This is a genomic window from Staphylococcus succinus (genome assembly GCF_029024945.1).
GTDB classification, from domain to species: Bacteria; Bacillota; Bacilli; order Staphylococcales; family Staphylococcaceae; genus Staphylococcus; species Staphylococcus succinus.
On the sequence record NZ_CP118976.1, the window covers coordinates 965,509 to 985,115 of the forward strand.

Genomic DNA, 19,607 nt, shown 5'->3' on the forward strand with positions numbered 1-19,607 from the left:
AGCACACCTATTGCGTGTGTTGCCTCTTTTTAAAATCATTTAAGAAAATGTGTTAAGCGAAACGATGATCTAATATACGATATATTAATAAAATTTCATAGATAACATGACTTTTTAATTGGTTTTCATCAAATTCGTCTAAGCCTTTCACAGAAGTTTTAAGTAATGATGCAGATTGTTGATAACGTTCAAAATGACCAGTTGTATAGATTTGATTAATACTTTGGGCAATGTTTAATATAGCCATGCGTTCTTCGCAACTAAATATAATTTGAGTATCTTTAGGCAAATAAACTAAGTTGGATAAATGTGTTATAAACAACCTATTTGTGTGTGAACGTGTGGTTAACTCCCGAAGACGAATCCATTCAGAATCTCGATGTTTATGATAGCTCAGTTCATCTCGTTGATAGGAGAGTAGGGTTTCTATTTTTTGATTTAAATCTAACAACTCATTGAGCTGGCGATATGGGACGCCATTTGTGAATTTTCCTAATAGTAACTGGCGCATTCTTTCGTAGAATAAGGCGTACATTTTAGATTCAGTATCACTGATAGATGTTTCGAGTTGGTCATAGTATTTTGGCGGTAATATAATAAAGTTAACTAGCCCAGCAGTAACCAAACCGATAATAGCAGTTAATAATCTTGAAAAGAAATTAAAGAAATAAGCTTCATGAATACCTGGAATCATGGCCATAGCTGTTAATGTTGCAACAGTAGTACCAACATGAAGGTTTAACTTTGTACATAAGATGATTGTGAATGTGGCGCTTAATGCGTAAGTGAATGGAGAATGGTCTCCTAATATAAATGTGAAAACTACAGAGAACAAAGCACCTATAACCGTTGCAGGTAAACGTTTATAGCCCTTTTTTAAAGAGGCTTTTGCTGTTGGTTCTATGGTAACTATAGCTGTTAAAATAGCAAATATTGGATTTAGATTTAATGCTAAACAGATAAAAGCAGTTAAAAAGGTAGCTAACCCTGTTTTGAGGGTACGCGCACCAATGATTCTTTTATACCAATTATCATTCATTGAAAAACTCCCAGTAGTCTATGTAGCTAAGCATTTTTACTTATTGTAAAAGTGTTGATGTCATTATACAAGCAAAATGTTAAACTATACATGTTCAAATTTTCTCATTTATTATATCAAAAAAAGTCTGCTATAATAAGGAAGAATATAATTTATTAAAAGGAACGGGATAATATGATTGTAAAAACAGAAGAAGAATTAATCGCACTAAAAGATATTGGTTACATTTGTGCTTTAGTAAGAGATAAAATGCAAGCAGCTACAAAACCAGGTATTACAACAAAAGAGTTAGATGATATTGCAAAAGCGTTATTTGAAGAACATGGCGCAATCTCAGCACCGATTCATGATGAAAACTTCCCAGGACAAACATGTATTAGTGTAAATGAAGAAGTGGCACATGGTATACCTGGAAAACGTACGATACGTGACGGGGACTTAGTAAACATCGATGTTTCAGCTTTGAAAAACGGCTATTACGCAGATACTGGTATTTCATTTGTGGTAGGTGAATCAGCACATCCATTAAAACAAAAAGTCTGTGATGTTGCTTTAGAAGCCTTTGAAGCAGCAATGACAAGAGTTAAACCTGGTGCAAAATTAAGCCAAATTGGTAAAGCGGTTCATGCAACAGCACGTAAAAACGATTTAACAGTAATTAAAAATTTAACTGGTCATGGTGTAGGCCAATCATTACATGAAGCGCCTAGTCATGTTATGAACTATTATGATCCTAAAGATAAAACTTTATTAAAAGAAGGAACAGTTATTGCTGTTGAACCGTTTATTTCTACAAAAGCAACTTATGTTACTGAAGGTAAAAATGAATGGGCATTTGAGACAAAAGATAAAAGTTTTGTAGCACAAATTGAACATACAGTCATTGTGACAAAAGAAGGGCCAGTATTAACTACAAAAATAGATTAGCTTGTGTTTCGGTCTAAAGTCGTAATATAAGATGGTTCCGGAGCCTATATCAATGGCTCCGGAAATTTTTTATAATAGAGTTTAATCGATGATGAGGTGATTCTATGAATTATATTACGACATACTTAGAAAAGATGACGAAACACACATTTCATAACAGTTTGGTAGAATATCAAAAGTTTCTTGATAAAAAATTAAGAAGCATTGAAATGTACATCAAATACTTATTAGAACGAAAAGCTTATGTGGAAGAATTAATAGATAATTTAACATTAGTCTTAGAAAATAAATATATTGATATGTTAGAAGAGCATCATATTTATTATGCGCAAGAAATTGAAAATTCAGAGATAGAAAATATAAAAAAAGAACTAAATGAAATCGAAGCGGAATACGCGCGAATGGAATCCAGTTTATCACAGCAAGTAACAGAAAGAGCACATATTGAAACAGAATGTGATATAATCGCGCAAATGAGTTTAGTCGCTTGAAGAAAGGTGGCGAAATATGACACATAAATATATATCAACTGAGATGTTAATTATCTTTACAGCATTAATGATTATAGCCAATTTTTATTACATATTTTTTGAAAAAATTGGCTTTTTACTTGTGTTATTACTTGGTTGTATTTTGGTTTATGTAGGTTACCTATATTTTCATAAAGTACGTGGATTATTATCATTTTGGATTGGGGTCTTATTGATAGCATTCACACTTTTATCAAATAAATACACAATTATCATCTTGCTTGTATTTTTACTCGTATTAATAATAAGATATATTATTTATAAATTTAAACCATTAAAAGTCATAGCTACAGAAGAAGATATAGAGTCACCTGAATTTATTAAGCAAAAGTGGTTCGGCGAACAAAGAACACCGGTCTATGTTTATAAATGGGAAGATTTGCAAGTACAACATGGTGTAGGCGATATTCATATAGATATGTCTAAAGCAGCCAATATTAAAGAAAATAATACAATTGTAGTTCGTCATATTTTAGGTAAAGTTCAGATTATCGTACCATTGAATTACAACATCAATTTACATTTTACAACGCTGTATGGGAATGCATATATTAATGAAAACGCATATAGAGTGGAAAATAATAATATTAAAGTTGTTGAAGAGACTAAAGTTGAAAATTACGCAGTAAATATTTATGTTTCAACTTTCTTAGGTGATGTTGAGGTGATTTATAAATGAATCACTACTTAAGAGCAATAGGATCCATGTTAATTTTAGTCTATAGTACATTTTTCGCGATATTCTTTATTGATAAAGTCTTTGTAAACATCATGTACTTTCAAGGTATGTTTTATACACAAATATTTGGAATACCAGTTTTACTATTTTTAAATTTATTGGTTATATTGCTCTGTATTATAGTAGGATCAGTATTAGCTTATAAAATTAATCAACAGAACCATTGGTTACAAGAACAAATTGAACGTTCTATAGAAGGTCAAACTGTAGGGATTAATGATCAAAATATAGAGTTGTATAATGAAACGATAGAATTATATCAAACGCTTGTACCATTAAACCAAGAAGTGCACAAATTAAGAATGAAAACACAAAATTTGACGAATGAATCTTACAATATCAACGATGTAAAGGTTAAAAAGATTATAGAAGATGAACGACAAAGACTAGCACGTGAATTACACGATTCTGTAAGTCAACAATTATTTGCTGCAAGTATGATGCTTTCTGCTATCAAAGAATCTCAATTAGAAGCACCTTTGGATCAACAAATCCCAGTACTTGAAAAGATGATACAAGACTCTCAATTAGAGATGAGAGCACTATTATTACACTTAAGACCACTCGGCTTAAAAGATAAATCCTTAGGTGAAGGGATTAAAGATTTAGTTGTAGATTTACAGAAAAAGGTACCAATGAAAGTTGTCCATGATATCGAAGAGTTTAAAGTACCAAAGGGTATTGAAGATCATTTGTTTAGAATTACACAAGAAGCAATTTCTAATACTTTGAGACATTCTAAGGGTACTAAGGTTACGATTGAATTGTTTAATAGAACAGATTATTTGCTATTGCGTATACAAGATAATGGTAAAGGGTTTAATGTAGATGAAAAGGCTGAACAAAGTTATGGGTTGAAAAATATGAGAGAACGCGCATTGGAAATTGGCGCTACATATCATATTGTATCTTTACCAGACTCGGGAACAAGGATAGAAGTTAAGGCACCATTAAATAAGGAGGATTCATATGCCGATTAAAGTTTTATTTGTTGATGATCATGAAATGGTACGAATAGGTATTTCTAGTTATTTATCAACACAACCAGATATTGATGTTGTAGGAGAAGGTAAGTCAGGGAATGAAGCGATAGAAAAAGCACATCAACTTAATCCAGATTTAATCCTCATGGACTTACTTATGGATGATATGGATGGTGTTGAAGCTACAGAACTTATTAAAAAAGATTTACCTCATATTAAAGTTGTCATGTTAACAAGTTACATTGAGGATAATGAAGTATACCGCGCCTTAGATTCAGGTGTGGACAGTTATATTTTAAAAACTACAAGTGCAAGTGATATTGCTGAAGCAATACGTAAGACATATAATGATGAGTCTGTATTTGAAGCAGAAGTATTAGTGAAAATGAGAAATAGAATGAAACAACGTGCCGAGTTATATGAAATGCTTACAGAACGTGAAATGGAAATTTTATTACTTATTGCTAAAGGATACTCGAATCAAGAAATAGCTAGTGCTTCACATATTACAATCAAAACCGTTAAGACGCATGTAAGTAATATATTAAGTAAATTGGAAGTACAAGATAGAACACAAGCAGTTATTTATGCGTTCCAACATAATTTAATACAATAGAAGTGTACTTATTTAAAAAATATCAGAAGTTGAGGTATAAATGCAAAAAGTGTTATTGCATTCGCACCTCAACTTTTTTAATTTATACATAGCTATAGAAATCCTCATAGTTTTAAAATCAAATATATGATTCAAAATTGTGTTGAAAAACAAACAACCAAACGTAATAAACTACGTTTGGTTGTATTATAATAACTATTTATGTTGATTATTTGATTCAATCGTGTCATCTGAGACATTGTCTGAATCAGTTTCAATTGAATTTGATTGTTGATTTGAATTGTTCTCTTCTATATTAGCAAGCTTTTTTTCTTCAGGTGTTTGGCCTGAAACTATTTTTCTTTGATGTATAATCGCATTGATTTCTGCACCAATAATGATGATGAAACCAGTGATATATAGCCATAACATTAAAATAATGATACCTGCGATACTACCATATGTTTTAGAGTAGTTAGCAAAATTTGAAATATATATACCAAATAAGTATGAACCTACTAAGAATACTATAGTAGCAAAAATAGACCCTGGGATAACAGACATCATTTTAATTTTGACATTCGGTGCAAGTGTATATAAGAGCATAAAGGCAACAAAGACTACAATCAATGGCAAGATCACACGAATGATATTAAAAACCCATTTGACTTGGTCGCCTAATCCAATAGGTCCAAATAATAATGAACTAATTTGTTCACCGAAAGTTGGTAAAATAAGCGCTAAAGGTAACACAACAATTAAAGCAAGTGTAAATAATACGCTTAATAATTTGGAAACAATAAAGTTTCTGCTATCTTCTACGTCATAAGCAACATTGAATGAATTCATTAAGGCAGTCATACCATTAGAAGCTGACCATAGTGCTACAATCAAACCAATAGATAGCAAGCCACCACTTGCATTACCCATAATATCGCCAATAATACTTGATACTTGAGGTGCGTAGTCAGGCGGTACATGTTCTTTAATCATATCTCTTATTGTAGATTGCTTTACACCTACAACTGGGACGATAGATAATAAAAATAATAGCATCGGGAATAAAGACAACATAAAATAATAAGAGAGTTGTGCTGATAAGCCAGATGCATCATCTTTTCCTATTCTATAAACGAGATAAGAGAAAAAGTTTGAATTCTTTGTATACTTTGCTGGTTTATTAATTCTTGATACGAAGAAAGCCTGATTGCTTTTCTTCGGTGATTTTGACTTAAATTCATCAGGTGTAATGTATGTACGATCTCGTTCAATTTGTTCTTTTTTTGCTTGATTAGCCTTTTTTTCTTCCTCTTCTTTGACGTCATTTAGAAATTCAGAGGTTGTACGCTTCTTTTTAGACATATCAAATCTCCTTATGTATCGTTATTTTCAATATACACTTTAATATACTTTAAAAAATGAAGAAGGTAAATATGTGTTGCTATATTATTTGCAAAAAAGCAAGTTCAAGCATTGAAAAATATTGTGTGTTATATAAATAGACAATACCTAGTAACAAATGATTAGGTATTGTCTATAAAAATTATTAAATTAACGTCAATATTTAATGTGCAATTTTATCCGTTAAGACGATTATTTTTGCGTTCAACAAATGTGTCTTTGGCATCTTTTAAAGAACGTTCTAACTCTGGATTATTGCGTCTAATTTCTTCGACTGCATCCTTCCAATATAACACTTCATCCTTAATGTTTTTAATCGCTGAAGGTTTTTGAGAACGATTGCCTTCTTTTTTATCTTTAATTGATTGTTTTAATGATTGGCGCGTTGATTTATCAGCTAATGTGATAGAACCTCCAATCACAGCACCTAATAAAATACCTGGAATTAATTTGTTTTGCATTATGCTTTACCCCTCTCTAAATTTGAATCTTTAACTATAAAATCAATTAAATTATCACAAGATGATTGTACCATTTTATATACGCCTTCGAAATTATTTGTATAGTATGGATCAGGTACATCAGTTTCTTCCATATCACTAAAGTCCAATAGTTTATATAATTGTCCTCTAATGTTAGGATTAATCTGTTTAATATTCTCTACATTACTTTGATCCATAGCAATGATATAATCAAAATCATCATCAGAAGTAAATAATTCACTAATCATGCCATCGAATGTTATGTCATGTCTATTGAGAATATCTTGTGTACCCTCGTGAGGTGGTTGGTCTAAGTTCCATTTACCAGTACCTCGAGAGGCAACCTGTACATTTGTAATGTTTTTGTCAAGTAATCTTTGTCGCATAATAGCTTCGGCCATTGGAGAACGACATATATTACCTAAACAAACGAATCCGACTGTAATCATTTGTGTACCTCCAAATTATATAATCCTAGTTCCCATTTTAAAGCTTTTTTAATCATTTCTAAAGCATTATTATCGGAAAAGTTTTACAAGGTACACATATTTGATAAAATAAATTGAAAAAGAGGTGAATATAGTGACAGCTAATAATAATGAAAAAATGATTGAAGAGATTAGACAACGATTGAATCTTGTGAATCAAAGTTTAATTAATCCAGAAAATTATAAAAGTGCTGATGAACAGGAAGTACAAGAGATTTATGAATACGTAACATCTAAAGCATCATTTACACCAAGTGAAGCATCTGCAATTGCGGATGCACTAGGACAAATTCGTAAATAAAAGGAGTGTATGGTTATGACTCAATTAGAAAATAAATTACAACAATATGCCGAACTATTAGTCGGTGTAGGAATGAATGTACAAAAAGGTCAACCTGTTTTTATTCGCTCAAGTGTCGAAGCTATTGAACTGACACATTACATAGTAGAAGCAGCTTATAAACGAGGGGCTTCTGACGTGAAAGTAGAATATAGTGATGACCGTCTGTCACGTTTGAAATTTGAATATGAATCAGTAGAGCATTTTGAAAATAACGAAGTGAAATCATATGAAGTAGATAAACGCATGGACTATGTCAAGAGAGGGGCAGCGAATTTAGCATTGATTACGCAAGACCCAGACTTATTAAATGGCATTGATCGTGATAAATTAGCAACTTTCCAAAGACAATATTCTACCGCATATAAAAGTTACATGGAAGCAAGTCAAAAGAATCAATTTCCTTGGTGTGTAGCAGCATTCCCATCTAAAGCATGGGCTGCGCGTGTGTACCCAGATTTGCCTGCTGATGAGGCATATAGCAAATTCATAACTGAAGTATTAGACATTGTACGTGTAGACGGCAACAACCCTGTAGAAAATTGGCAAGCACATGTAGCTGATTTAAGTAAACATGCACATAGATTACAAGAAAAGAATTACAAAGCATTGCACTATATTTCAGAAGGTACAGATTTAGTAATTGGTCTCCCAGAAGGTCATATATGGGAAGACGCTACAAGTTATACTAGTGAAGGTCAAAGTTTTGTAGCAAATATTCCGACTGAAGAAGTATTTACAGCGCCACATCGTTTGGATGTAAATGGTTATGTTACGAATAAACTACCTTTAAGTCATAATGGTAATATAATAGATGGCTTTACACTAACGTTTAAAGATGGTGAGGTCGTAGATTATAAAGCGGAAAAAGGTGAAGAAGTACTACGTGATTTATTAAATACAGATGAAGGTGCTAAACGATTAGGCGAAGTTGCGCTTGTACCAGATGATTCCCCAATATCTAATCGTAATACGATCTTTTATAATACACTGTTTGATGAAAATGCGTCGTGTCATATTGCATTGGGATCAGCATATGGGTTTAACATAAAAGGTGGAACAGAAATGACAACTGAAGAAAAGATTGCTCATGGCTTAAATGACTCCCTTATACATGTTGACTTTATGATTGGAAGTGCTGATTTAACGATTTATGGTATTACACAAGAGGATGCCAAAGAACTCGTTTTTGAACAAGGTAACTGGGCGAAAAAATAGCAGTAGTTTTATTAAATAGAGTTATGTAATCTGCATAACGAATAAATATAAGTGAAAATTAAATTGGGAATTGAAACTAGGATTGAAAGGCTATTTTTGTTTGTAAATAAATGACTATTTTTCAAAATACACTTTGGAAAATGACAGAGATGTGAAAGGGAAATGATTAAACTATGGGAAGTTCAAAAAGCAAGTCTATGTCTGAAGCTAGAAGTATTAAAACAAGACAAGTTTTTCCTCAGGATACCAATCACCATCATACGATGTTCGGTGGTATGTTGATGGCAAATATAGATGAAATTTCAGCGATTACAGCGATGAAACATAGCAATGCACAAGTCGTGACAGCTTCGACTGATTCAGTAGATTTTTTAAAGCCAATCAAGACAGGAGATATTGTTTCGTACGAAGCAATGGTTTCATATGCAGGTAGATCTTCAATGGAGGTTTGTGTTCAAATTATTATTGAAGATGTATTTGAAGATGAACGACACTTAGCAGCGTTGAGTTTTTTAACTTTTGTAGCTTTAGACCAAGAGGGTAAACCTAAAGAAGTGCCACAGGTTTATCCAGAAACAAAAACGGAAAAATGGTTTCATGAGACAGCACCTACCAGAGTAAAAAGAAGAAAAGAACGTAGAGATGAAAGCAAAGAAACAATCGCATTTTTATCTGAATTTCAGCATATAGAATAAAAAAAGGTAAGCAAGGGGAAATAGCCTTGCTTACCTTTTTTATTTACGACATCTGATATATATTATGCATACGTTGTTCATTTGATTTGAAATCTGTATTTTGATAATACATATTTTTAACTAACACATTAGGGCCTAAGCAGCTAAATTCTGAACAGTGACAATTTAAAGACTGAGCTAATGGAGAACTTAACCATTGACTGAATACATCTGGCAATTTGTCATTTTTTATATTTGAAATTGTACCATTTTCATCTCCAAAGTCAGTGACAATAACATTTCCAGTAAAGACATTTACATTAAGCCTATTTCGACCATCTGGATCATTTCGCATCGAAACATTATTTGTACTTCTTAATCGTTGTAATAAGGCTTGATCATTTTCATCATTGATACAAGGATATATAGGAAGGGTACCGAAGAGCATCCACGTGTTCGGGTCTCGGAAGTCTAGTAAATGATGAATTGCTTCTTTCATTTCTTTAAGTGACAATACTTCTAATTGACTTGCAAAATCTGCAGGATACATTGGATGGATTTCATGTCTTTGACAATTCATATCATTGACGATTTCTTGATGTATTTTCTTAAGATATGGGACTGTACTTTGATTAAGCATAGTTTCTGCTGAGACAAACATTCCTTGTTCTGAAAGCGTTCTAGAATTTGTAATCATTTGATCATATAATTTTAATTTTGCTTTTAAAGGTGGCTGTTTTTCCATAGCACCAAAGCCAACATCGGTAAATGATTCGATTGTTCCCCAATTATGAGATATATGCATGACATCAATATATTCAGCGATATCTAAATATCTATCTAATGGTAACGTTAGATTAGAATTCATTTGCACATAAATACCACGATCATAGGCATATTTTAGAAGTGGTTTCACTACATTTTTAATAGATTTTTTAGAAAACATAGGTTCTCCACCAGTAATAGACATCGTAGTAAGGTGAGGAATTTCATCCAAACGTCGATAAATGAGATCCATTGGTAGCGGATCGGGATCGGCAGTTTGAAGCGTATAACCTACTGCACAATGACTACAACGCATATTACATAAGTTTGTAGTAGTGAATTCAATATTGCTTAATGTCAAACCATTATGTGATTGCATATCATTGTAAGCTTCCCACGGGTCATTAGTCATAGAGATAGGTTTTTTTATATTTGAAGTGTACGTTTTTAACATTATTTAAAACTTCCTTTTTATTAGCTTTTACCATTCTAATATTTTTTTCAATAATTTAATATAGTAAATGATGCATTCACATAAAAATTTTAACGAGATTTATTTGAAATAACAGTTGTTTTATAGTTTTCAAAATAAAATAATGACAGTATGTGTGTTATTCTAAAAGGCACAACATATTCTTTTCGACTATAAATATTATTAAGACTTTACCAAATTTTGTCAAATCCATGTTAGGATAATGTTATCTTATAAAAAGGAGTTTCTTTTAAAAATGAATGAAAACCAAACGATTGATCAAATCAAAGAAAGATTAGAAAAATTTATCGATGATATCGACCATGTGAATCCAAACGAAGTGAAAGTTGAAGACATTGATGAGTGGATAGGATTATTAGATCAATTAGAAGAAAAAGTTAAAACAGTATCTAAAACTTCGGAGTAATTTCAGCACTTGATTGTAGAAAATTTTAAGTGAAATGTTTAAATTGCTGTATTTTCGTTTATATATCATATAGAACTTAAATAGAGAAAGGTGATTATACATGGCTAAAAAAGTAGCAATCATAGTAACTGATGAATTTGAAGATAGTGAGTTAACAAGCCCTAAAGAAGCAATTGAAGAAGCGGGACATGAAACAGTTATTATCGGTGACGAAGCTAATAGTGAAGTGGTTGGTAAACATGGTGCAAAAGCGACTGTTGATATAAGTATTGCTGACGCACAACCTGAAGATTATGACGGATTATTAATCCCTGGTGGATTCTCTCCAGACCATTTACGTGGTGATTCAGAAGGTAGATATGGTACATTTGCTAAATATTTCACTAAAAATGATGTTCCAACATTTGCCATATGCCATGGACCACAAATTTTAATAGATACAGATGATTTAAATGGACGTACTTTAACTGCAGTGTTAAACGTACGCAAAGATTTATCTAATGCAGGCGCACAAGTTGTAGATGAATCAGTAGTAGTAGATAATAATATAGTGACTAGCCGTACACCTGACGATTTAGATGATTTCAATAGAGAAATTGTTAATCAATTAAATGATTAATTTGTGTGTCAAACTGTATCATATATAGCGCTAAGTTTTGATTGTTATATGTTAATATACAGCATAATTAGTACCCTCTTAAGCTTAATTTTAAAAATTAAACTTAAGAGGGTAAATTTATGTGTTAAAAAGTTAGTGATTCTAAATTACTAACAAGTTTAAAAAATAAGATATATTAAATTTATACATAAACTACGTTGCATGAAATTATTTAAATCTTCAGTATAAAACTTCGTGTTGATACTATCATACACCCTTGGACTGATTTTTACATTTTGCTATAGATAAACATTTAAACTATTGTTAAACTCACTTATAATGATATGAGAGCAATATAAAGGAGCTATGGCATGAAAAGAAGCGATCGTTATAAGCAACATACAAAACAAACAAGAGAAAAAAAGCCAAATATGCCACAACATAATACTTACTTTCAACCAGTGGGTAAACCACCAAAAAGAAAAAAAGGTAAAGGTATATTTTTAAAATTATTAATACCTATTGTTATTGTATTGGCTATTTTTATAGGTGCAATGTATGCTTTGTCTTTAAGAGCTAATGTAGATGATTTGAAATCAATTGAAGATAAAGACACATTTGTTTCTGTATCAAATATGCCTGACTATACCAAAGGCGCATTTATTGCTATGGAAGATGAAAGATACTATAAGCACCATGGTTTTGATATTAAAGGTACTTCAAGAGCACTATTTTCAACTTTAAGCGATAAAAGTGTTCAAGGCGGAAGTACATTAACACAACAAGTTGTTAAAAATTATTATTATGATAATGAGCAATCATTTACAAGGAAAGTCAAAGAGTTGTTCGTTGCACATCGAGTAGAAAAAGCATATGACAAAAATGAAATACTTAGTTTTTATGTCAATAACATTTACTTTGGAAGTAACCAATACACTGTTGAAGGGGCAGCCAATCATTATTTTGGAGCAACTACAGATAAAAACAATACAAATTTACCACAGATTACAGTACTTCAAAGTGCGATGCTAGCAAGTAAGGTGAATGCGCCAAGCGTTTACGATATCAATGATATGTCTGATAATTATATTAATCGTGTCAAAATAGATTTGGAAAAAATGAAACAACAAAATTACATTACAGATGTAGAATATGAAAATGCAATTCAAGAGCTAGGTGTTTAATTCAAAAAAAGCTTAATATCATGAAGATGATATTAAGCTTTTTTTGATGTTATAATTTATTTAGTTAGTAATAAATTATAGTTATGATTTTTAATTATTAGAAAATAAAGTCAACTATTAAAAAGTTGTGTGGCATAAAAGTAGTAGTATATATAAGAAAATTAGAGTTTACTTTTACTAAGCTATAAAATGGTGTGGGATATTGGTGGCTCATATTTATAATAAATCTGTTGCATATAAGCTAACCACTATAATTCCATTCATTCTTAATATAAGTTATTCTAAATAAGTGGAGTGAATAAAATGCCTAAAATAACTAAAATAGAAGTGCAAAAAAAGAATAAAGAGCGTTTTAACCTGTTTTTAGATGATGAATTTGAAATGGGAATAGATATTGACACTTTTGTTTATTTTAATTTGAAAAAAGATCAAATTGTCGAAGCAAAAGATATGGAAGCCATTCAAAGTTATGAACAGTATAGACAAGCTATTAATACAGCAATTCAATACCTTTCTTATCGGAAGCGTACAGATCACGAGGTTGTTCAACATCTTACGAAAAAAGAGTTTTCAGAGTCAGTTATATCTAAAGTTTTAGATTATTGTCATGCACAAAAACTTATAGATCACAATGATTATGCAAATAGTTTAAAAAATACAATGATATTAACTACAGACAAAGGGCCAGGCATATATAAACAAAAATTACGTGAAGCTGGTATTGAACAAGTCATCATTGATGAATATACCGAGCTTTATGAAAAGGAGCAATCTATGGAAGATATCCTAAAAGTTGCCAATAAGATTTTAAAACAAAAAAAGGGTCCATTAGTAAAAAGGAAAGAAAAATTAACGCAGTCATTAATGCAAAAAGGTTATAGTTTTGAAAAGATTAAAGAAGTTATGGAAGACCTTGATTTCTCTCAACCTGATGAAGAATTAGACAATTTATTGCAACAAGAATTAGAGAAAGTCTATAATAAGTATTCTAGAAAGTATTCTGGAAGAAAATTAATTAATAAAACTATAGAAGGCCTTATGAGAAAAGGGTATAAATATGATAAAATTAAAGCTAAATTAGAAGAGAGTGGAATTGTTGATGGAACAGAAGAAATTGAGTGAAATGAGTGAAGTAGAACTACGCCACGAAATTCAAGGTTACAAAGAAAAAATGCGTAAAGCAGAAATGAATGGTATCTTTAACGAATATGATGTATACCAAAGCAAAGTTATAGTTGCTGAAAGTTATTTGGTGGATAGAAACAAGATTGAAATTGGTAAAATATATAAATTAAATGATGGTACAGACAGCTATTTTAAAGTTGAGCGACTGAAAGGTATCTTTGCATGGGGTTTTAGAATTAAAAGTGCCGAACCTGAAGAGGGTTTACCAGTTGCATTATTAAAATTGTAGAAGGATGAAGATAGGATGGGTAGTTCAATTATATTAAAGTTACTTAATGTAACTCATTATTATAGAAATAAAAAATCAAAAAAATGGTATCTACCATTTGGTTATGATGCAGAAGATATAGAATTGAATAATATCAACCTACATATCTATCAAGGCGAGGCTTTAGGGATTATTGGGGAACCAGAGTCATCTAAAGAACTCATCGGTCGTTTATTAAGTGGTGAAATAAAACCTGATAAAGGTAGAATTGTTAGAAAGAAAGATTTGTTTTTTGCAGATATAGAAGATAAGTTATTGCAAGTAGACACTGTGGAGGACTATATAGCAAATGTTGTTACTTTGTTTCCATATAAAACTTCAGATCATAAAAATGAACAAATTTTAAAATATGCGCATCTTCAAGAAAAATCCCAAGTGCAGATTCGCCATTTATCTGACGCTGAGTATGCTCAGTTGCTATTTACATTAGCGCGTACCTCTAAAGCGACAGTAGTTATACTGAATCAAGTATTACAACACTTAGAAGATTATTATTTTGAAAAAGCGATAGCACTCTCAGATGAATACATAAATAATCAACTGACCATTGTCATGATAGATGACAATGTGCAACGAATAGCTCAGGCCAGTAACTATTTAGCGTGGATTTCACATGGACAACTTAGAATGGAAGGTTCATTGAAACAGATCTTACCGATATTTAATGATCATGAAAAGGACAGGTTATCTTTAACAAGTGATGAGGAAAAGGCAAATTTTGATGTTGATTGGAAAAAAACAAGAACGAGAGTACCAGAGTTAACCTATAACTTCAAACGTACGGAACGATATAACCATGTTAAGCCACCGGTTGCGCTTGTGCGATTTTGGACATTCTTCATAGCATGTTTTGTCGGCTTAGTGCTCATGGCTTTATTGATTTTTAATGATATAGGTAAGTTGGAAATTGGCCAGAATATTGATCAAGCAACGATTCAAAATCAGCATAAAAATCCTTACCAAGAAAAACTCGGATATGGCATTGTTTTAGAAGATTCAATTAATCTTGAAAACATGGATGATCATAAGAAAATCAATATAGGTAAATATGCGTTTATGACTATTGTTGGTGAAAACAATAAAAACTATAAAATCACAATTGATAACAAGAATTACAAAGTAGCTAAAAATAAAATACGCTATTTTAATCCAGCTGGATTATATGAAGCACATAGTGTGAAATCTTTAGCGCCATATATGCATAATAACTACAGTAATTATAATGAATTTTTTAATAGTCATTTGCATAAAAAACATAATAAAGTGACAGAATCTTTAGTCCCTGAAAATGATAAGGATAATCGTTTTGTAGTTCCTATTGTTCAACAGCCTATTTCAATGCTCTTTAATGATAAGAATAAACTTGCTGGGTTTACCATCCCAATCAAAGATAAAGATAAACTAAAAGATGAATTTAACATTGATAGTAAGTTTTGGATTACTAAATCAGGAGATGGCTATTTCATGGCCGATTTAAAAAATAATCAGTGGATATATATCGAATTGTAGGTGTAAAGAATGATAGATAGTGTTATTAATTTTTATAAAAATATTCCATATCTTTTTAAACATGCATACCGCCGTTTGAAAACTCAATGGATGTGGTTGGCTATACCTTTTATTGCGAGTCTGTTATTAATGTTTTTGATGATGCTCATCTTTAAATTAAACGATACAGAAGAAATCAAGCAAGCACGTGGTTACTTTAGATTAGCAGGTATCACAAGTTTTGCGTATATTTGGATAGCTGTATATCAGAGCTATATTATTTATAAGAAAGACTACCTTATTGGGAAATTGTATAATATCAATCCAATCTTCCAAAATATTGTCATAGCAACAATTACGAGTATCACAATGTTTATATCATTAGTAATTATCATCTTTGCTACGCCTGTGAATATTGAAAGCTCTATACCATCAACTTTATATTATGTAGTCATGACATTGATATTTATTGTAGTGGTTTCAACAATTTTAGGTTTACTAACAATAAAGTATACAAAAATTAATGCGATGTATTTTGTCGGTTCATTTATTACTTTTTTCATCGTTCCAATTTTATTTATACCAAAAACGAATGAAACCATTGTGTCACATATTTTAATGTTAAATCCTGTGTTTTACCTTATACAAGGTATTACACAGTCGGTAGTATTAGGTGCACTAAGTTTGAATAATATTCCGTACCATTTGTACTATTATTTATTTATAGCAATGTTATGTGTAGTCATTTTTGCGATGTATAGAACAATCGCGAATAAAAAGTATTTTTATGTAGATATGTCAGATGACACTATTGTTGATAACAATCATAGTTCAGAGCATGTAGAAGCGCAAAAAGAAATACCAACTAAAGAAAAAACTAACCTAGATTAAAAAATAAGATAACATCTTTATAAGTGATAAATGAGATTAAGCTAATAAAAAACTGGAAAGTGTGTTATTAATAAACACAACTTTCCAGTTTTTATTTTGAATTCATTTATTTAGTTATTCAAATCATTATTTAGCGAATAATTTTCTTTGTAATTTATCTTCGCTAAATACCCAACCAATATAGGAATGATCTATCTCTTTATGCTCATCTAAATGTGCAATTGCCACAAATGAATAATGTCCATTTTTTAAATAGCGCAAATCGATTAATCTTATTTCTGTAGTATCATCATCTAATTTAGTTGCTTGCCAACGATAGATAGAGGAAAAATTAAGAAACGTTTTAATATTTTTGTCATTCTTGACGTATTGCATAAGGTCATCACTAGGAAATGGGTGGCGCTCTGATTTATCACTAAAGACGATATTTCTGCCAAAGCTTCTGCCTACGTAATCATAAGTTTCAGTTTGTATAGCTACGCGCCACTCCATAAAACGAATGGTGGGTGCCACAAATATTTTTACTGGATTATGCTCTTGCTTAATTTGTTTTAGAGCCTGCTGTTTAATAATAGCTTGCATTCTAAAGCGAATAATATAATATACTACAAGCAGAGCAATAATAGGGAAGAATGCAAGATATGGGTGTACGCCAAATAACCAAAGTACGATACCCACACACCACATTATAAATATTATAGGATCAAAGGTGTTTATCACACTGAGTTGTATCCATTTATTTGTAATGGGTCTTAATGCTTGTGTACCATATGAGTTAAATATATCAACGAACACATGAAGGAATACTGCAAGTTGTGCCCATAACCATACATGTGTTACATCTATATTTTTAAAAAATGTAAAAATAAAGAGTGAAATCAATAAAGGCCATAATAATGTGAATGGTATAGAGTGTGTTATTCCTCTATGATTTGAAATATAAGTTGCATTGTCTTTTAATTTTAAAGCTGTGTCACCGTCTGGGATCAATGAGCCTACTACTAATGTGGTAGCTGTAGCTACAAATGATCCTGCCATTGCTGGATCTTGGGTAGCTAATGCTGTTAAACCAATACCCATAACAATATGTGTGCCTGTGTCCATAAGTGTTCACTCATTTCATCTCAATATTATATTAAGTACATTATAAGCTAAGATGTTACATAATAAAAATATCATACTATGTTTTAATAAAAAAAATAAAGATTTGCTAAAAGAAAGAGATGTGTAAAATGTTAAAAGAATCAAAGTTCAAAAATAATCTAGTCACATGGTTTAATGAGAATCAGCGTGAAATGCCATGGAGAGAAACATCAAATCCATATTATATATGGCTAAGTGAAGTTATGTTACAACAAACACAAGTCAAAACCGTCATAGACTATTATCATCGATTTATTAGCCGTTTTCCAACAATTGCAGATCTAAGTCAAGCTCATGAAGACGAAGTATTAAAATATTGGGAAGGCTTAGGTTATTATAGTAGAGCGAGAAATTTTCACACTGCAGTAAAGGAAGTACACGACAATTATAACGATCAAGTGCCAAATGAACCACAGACATTTGGTAAATTAAAAGGTGTCGGTCCTTATACACAAGCTGCAGTTATGAGTATTGCGTTTAATGAACCATTAGCAACTGTGGATGGGAATGTATTTAGAGTATGGGCTCGGTTGAACAATGATACACGTGATACAAAATTACAATCAACACGTAAAGCTTTTGAACAAGAATTACAACCGTATGTTGAAGAAGATGCGGGTACGTTTAATCAAGCAATGATGGAATTAGGTGCCTTGGTATGTACTCCAAAAACCCCGCTGTGTTTATTTTGCCCAGTACAAGCACATTGTGAAGCGTTCGAAAATGGAACAGTCCATAACTTACCTGTAAAAACAACGAAAGTTAAGAAAAAGCATATTAAACAAAAGGTATATATCGTGAGAAACCAAAACAATGAAATTTTAATTGAAAAGCGTACACAAAAATTACTTAATAATATGTGGCAATTTCCAATGTATGAAGCGGATGGAAAAGAGGGCATAGTTGCCGATTTATCACAGGAAATAAAGTTTGATAACACACCGGTTTTTAAATTAAAGCATCAATTCACACATATTACATGGGATATAGAAGTCTTTATGGCACAAGAAAAATTAAACCAAGAGACAGTTGAATTACCACAAAATATGGTGTGGATGGCTTTAGAAGATAAAGAGGCATTTAATTTTCCAGTAAGTATGACTAAAATATACAAATTTATTTCAGATCATTGTTAGACTCTGTGTTGCAACCTGACTTATGTTATAATTCATAATGTGAAATTAAGAAAAGGTGGTGTGGAGCATGGTAAAAGAATCCATACCTAAAGAAGGTCAGACGATAAAGATACAAAGTTATAAACACGATGGTAATATACATCGTGTTTGGTCTGAGACTACTATACTAAAGGGTACGGATCATGTAGTCATTGGTGGTAATGATCATACACTCGTCACAGAAAGTGATAGTCGTACATGGATTACTAGAGAACCAGCAATCGTTTATTTCCATTCTGAATATTGGTTTAATGTTATTTGTATGTTTAGAGAAGATGGAGTTTATTATTATTGCAATTTATCTTCGCCATTTGTGTGCGATGAAGAAGCTTTAAAATATATCGATTACGATTTAGATATAAAAGTATATCCTAACGGTAAATATCATTTATTAGACGAAGATGAATATGAACAACATATGAAACAGATGAATTATTCACCAGATATCGACGTGATTTTGAGAAGAAATGTAGATATTTTACAACAATGGATTGAACAGAAAAAAGGTCCATTTGCTCCTGACTTCATAAAAGTTTGGCGTGAAAGATATAAAAAAATTAGAAACTATTAAGCACATTTAATGTTTTTCTTTTTG

The 19,607-nt window shown here is 31.4% G+C and carries 23 protein-coding genes; 17 read left to right on the forward strand and 6 right to left on the reverse strand.

Going from position 1 to position 19,607, the window contains the following annotated elements; genetic code table 11:
- Positions 1 to 52 precede the first annotated feature (52 nt).
- A complete protein-coding gene (locus PYW31_RS04515; RefSeq protein ID WP_046837886.1) occupies positions 53 to 1,039 on the reverse strand; it encodes an FUSC family protein in 987 nt (328 codons plus the stop codon).
- Positions 1,040 to 1,213: 174 nt separating this feature from the next.
- On the opposite strand from PYW31_RS04515, the gene map reads away from it, so the two are divergent.
- From map to vraR, 5 genes are all read left to right on the forward strand, one after another.
- Entirely contained in the window at positions 1,214 to 1,966 is a 753-nt protein-coding gene (gene map / locus PYW31_RS04520) for a type I methionyl aminopeptidase (protein WP_046837885.1), read from the forward strand.
- Positions 1,967 to 2,070: 104 nt separating this feature from the next.
- Positions 2,071 to 2,457: a hypothetical protein gene (locus tag PYW31_RS04525; RefSeq protein WP_046837884.1), complete on the forward strand. Its 387-nt coding sequence runs from the start codon at positions 2,071 to 2,073 to the stop codon at positions 2,455 to 2,457.
- Positions 2,458 to 2,473: 16 nt separating this feature from the next.
- Entirely contained in the window at positions 2,474 to 3,175 is a 702-nt protein-coding gene (vraT, locus tag PYW31_RS04530; RefSeq protein ID WP_046837883.1) for a cell wall-active antibiotics response protein VraT, read from the forward strand.
- Positions 3,172 to 4,215: a sensor histidine kinase VraS gene (vraS, locus tag PYW31_RS04535; protein ID WP_046837882.1), complete on the forward strand. Its 1,044-nt coding sequence runs from the start codon at positions 3,172 to 3,174 to the stop codon at positions 4,213 to 4,215. Before vraT ends, vraS begins: the two co-directional genes overlap by 4 nt.
- Positions 4,205 to 4,834, forward strand: a complete 630-nt coding sequence (gene vraR / locus PYW31_RS04540; RefSeq protein ID WP_046837881.1) for a response regulator transcription factor VraR — start codon at positions 4,205 to 4,207, stop codon at positions 4,832 to 4,834. The genes vraS and vraR overlap by 11 nt, the downstream gene beginning before the upstream one ends.
- Before the next feature lie 195 nt (positions 4,835 to 5,029).
- On the opposite strand, the gene PYW31_RS04545 is transcribed toward vraR, so the two are convergent.
- The 3 genes from PYW31_RS04545 to PYW31_RS04555 form a co-directional block, all read right to left on the reverse strand.
- Positions 5,030 to 6,175: a YihY/virulence factor BrkB family protein gene (locus PYW31_RS04545; RefSeq protein WP_046837880.1), complete on the reverse strand. Its 1,146-nt coding sequence runs from the start codon at positions 6,173 to 6,175 to the stop codon at positions 5,030 to 5,032.
- A gap of 215 nt (positions 6,176 to 6,390) precedes the next feature.
- Positions 6,391 to 6,675: a hypothetical protein gene (locus PYW31_RS04550; protein WP_046837879.1), complete on the reverse strand. Its 285-nt coding sequence runs from the start codon at positions 6,673 to 6,675 to the stop codon at positions 6,391 to 6,393.
- Positions 6,675 to 7,145 (reverse strand): low molecular weight protein-tyrosine-phosphatase, encoded by a 471-nt coding sequence (locus tag PYW31_RS04555; RefSeq protein WP_046837878.1) that lies wholly within the window; start codon positions 7,143 to 7,145, stop codon positions 6,675 to 6,677. The genes PYW31_RS04550 and PYW31_RS04555 overlap by 1 nt, the downstream gene beginning before the upstream one ends.
- 133 nt (positions 7,146 to 7,278) lie before the next feature.
- Here PYW31_RS04555 and PYW31_RS04560 point away from each other — a divergent pair, with 133 nt between their 5' ends.
- The 3 genes from PYW31_RS04560 (at position 7,279) to PYW31_RS04570 (ending at position 9,437) form a co-directional block, all read left to right on the forward strand.
- Complete coding sequence (locus tag PYW31_RS04560; RefSeq protein ID WP_082104728.1) at positions 7,279 to 7,485, forward strand: DUF1128 family protein; 207 nt, start codon at positions 7,279 to 7,281, stop codon at positions 7,483 to 7,485.
- Between the two features lie 15 nt (positions 7,486 to 7,500).
- A complete protein-coding gene (locus tag PYW31_RS04565) occupies positions 7,501 to 8,742 on the forward strand; it encodes an aminopeptidase (RefSeq protein ID WP_046837877.1) in 1,242 nt (413 codons plus the stop codon).
- Positions 8,743 to 8,915: 173 nt separating this feature from the next.
- Complete coding sequence (locus PYW31_RS04570) at positions 8,916 to 9,437, forward strand: acyl-CoA thioesterase (protein ID WP_046837876.1); 522 nt, start codon at positions 8,916 to 8,918, stop codon at positions 9,435 to 9,437.
- Between the two features lie 43 nt (positions 9,438 to 9,480).
- Here PYW31_RS04570 and yfkAB read toward each other — a convergent pair whose 3' ends face one another.
- The gene (gene yfkAB, locus PYW31_RS04575) at positions 9,481 to 10,635 is read right to left on the reverse strand and encodes a radical SAM/CxCxxxxC motif protein YfkAB (protein ID WP_046837875.1); all 1,155 of its coding nucleotides are present in this window, start codon (positions 10,633 to 10,635) and stop codon (positions 9,481 to 9,483) included.
- Positions 10,636 to 10,909: 274 nt separating this feature from the next.
- On the opposite strand from yfkAB, the gene PYW31_RS04580 reads away from it, so the two are divergent.
- From PYW31_RS04580 to PYW31_RS04610, 7 genes are all read left to right on the forward strand, one after another.
- On the forward strand, positions 10,910 to 11,080 hold the full coding sequence (locus tag PYW31_RS04580) for an SE1561 family protein (RefSeq protein ID WP_101118258.1): 171 nt from the start codon (positions 10,910 to 10,912) through the stop codon (positions 11,078 to 11,080).
- A 100-nt stretch (positions 11,081 to 11,180) separates the two neighbouring features.
- A complete protein-coding gene (locus PYW31_RS04585; protein WP_046837874.1) occupies positions 11,181 to 11,699 on the forward strand; it encodes a type 1 glutamine amidotransferase domain-containing protein in 519 nt (172 codons plus the stop codon).
- A gap of 350 nt (positions 11,700 to 12,049) precedes the next feature.
- Positions 12,050 to 12,862, forward strand: coding sequence for a monofunctional peptidoglycan glycosyltransferase SgtB (gene sgtB / locus PYW31_RS04590; protein WP_046837873.1), 813 nt, complete (start codon positions 12,050 to 12,052; stop codon positions 12,860 to 12,862).
- 303 nt (positions 12,863 to 13,165) lie between these two features.
- Positions 13,166 to 13,984, forward strand: coding sequence for a recombination regulator RecX (gene recX, locus PYW31_RS04595; RefSeq protein ID WP_046837872.1), 819 nt, complete (start codon positions 13,166 to 13,168; stop codon positions 13,982 to 13,984).
- A complete protein-coding gene (locus tag PYW31_RS04600; protein ID WP_046837871.1) occupies positions 13,962 to 14,276 on the forward strand; it encodes a YfhH family protein in 315 nt (104 codons plus the stop codon). Before recX ends, PYW31_RS04600 begins: the two co-directional genes overlap by 23 nt.
- Before the next feature lie 15 nt (positions 14,277 to 14,291).
- On the forward strand, positions 14,292 to 15,824 hold the full coding sequence (locus tag PYW31_RS04605; RefSeq protein ID WP_046837870.1) for an ATP-binding cassette domain-containing protein: 1,533 nt from the start codon (positions 14,292 to 14,294) through the stop codon (positions 15,822 to 15,824).
- A gap of 9 nt (positions 15,825 to 15,833) precedes the next feature.
- The gene (locus PYW31_RS04610) at positions 15,834 to 16,694 is read left to right on the forward strand and encodes a sugar ABC transporter permease (RefSeq protein WP_046837869.1); all 861 of its coding nucleotides are present in this window, start codon (positions 15,834 to 15,836) and stop codon (positions 16,692 to 16,694) included.
- A gap of 126 nt (positions 16,695 to 16,820) precedes the next feature.
- Here PYW31_RS04610 and PYW31_RS04615 read toward each other — a convergent pair whose 3' ends face one another.
- Positions 16,821 to 17,798: a metal-dependent hydrolase gene (locus tag PYW31_RS04615; protein ID WP_046837868.1), complete on the reverse strand. Its 978-nt coding sequence runs from the start codon at positions 17,796 to 17,798 to the stop codon at positions 16,821 to 16,823.
- A 128-nt stretch (positions 17,799 to 17,926) separates the two neighbouring features.
- Here PYW31_RS04615 and mutY point away from each other — a divergent pair, with 128 nt between their 5' ends.
- Together mutY and ntdP are read left to right on the forward strand one after the other, a co-directional pair.
- A complete protein-coding gene (gene mutY, locus PYW31_RS04620) occupies positions 17,927 to 18,973 on the forward strand; it encodes an A/G-specific adenine glycosylase (RefSeq protein WP_046837867.1) in 1,047 nt (348 codons plus the stop codon).
- Between the two features lie 67 nt (positions 18,974 to 19,040).
- Entirely contained in the window at positions 19,041 to 19,583 is a 543-nt protein-coding gene (gene ntdP / locus PYW31_RS04625; protein ID WP_046837866.1) for a nucleoside tri-diphosphate phosphatase, read from the forward strand.
- Positions 19,584 to 19,607 lie beyond the last annotated feature (24 nt).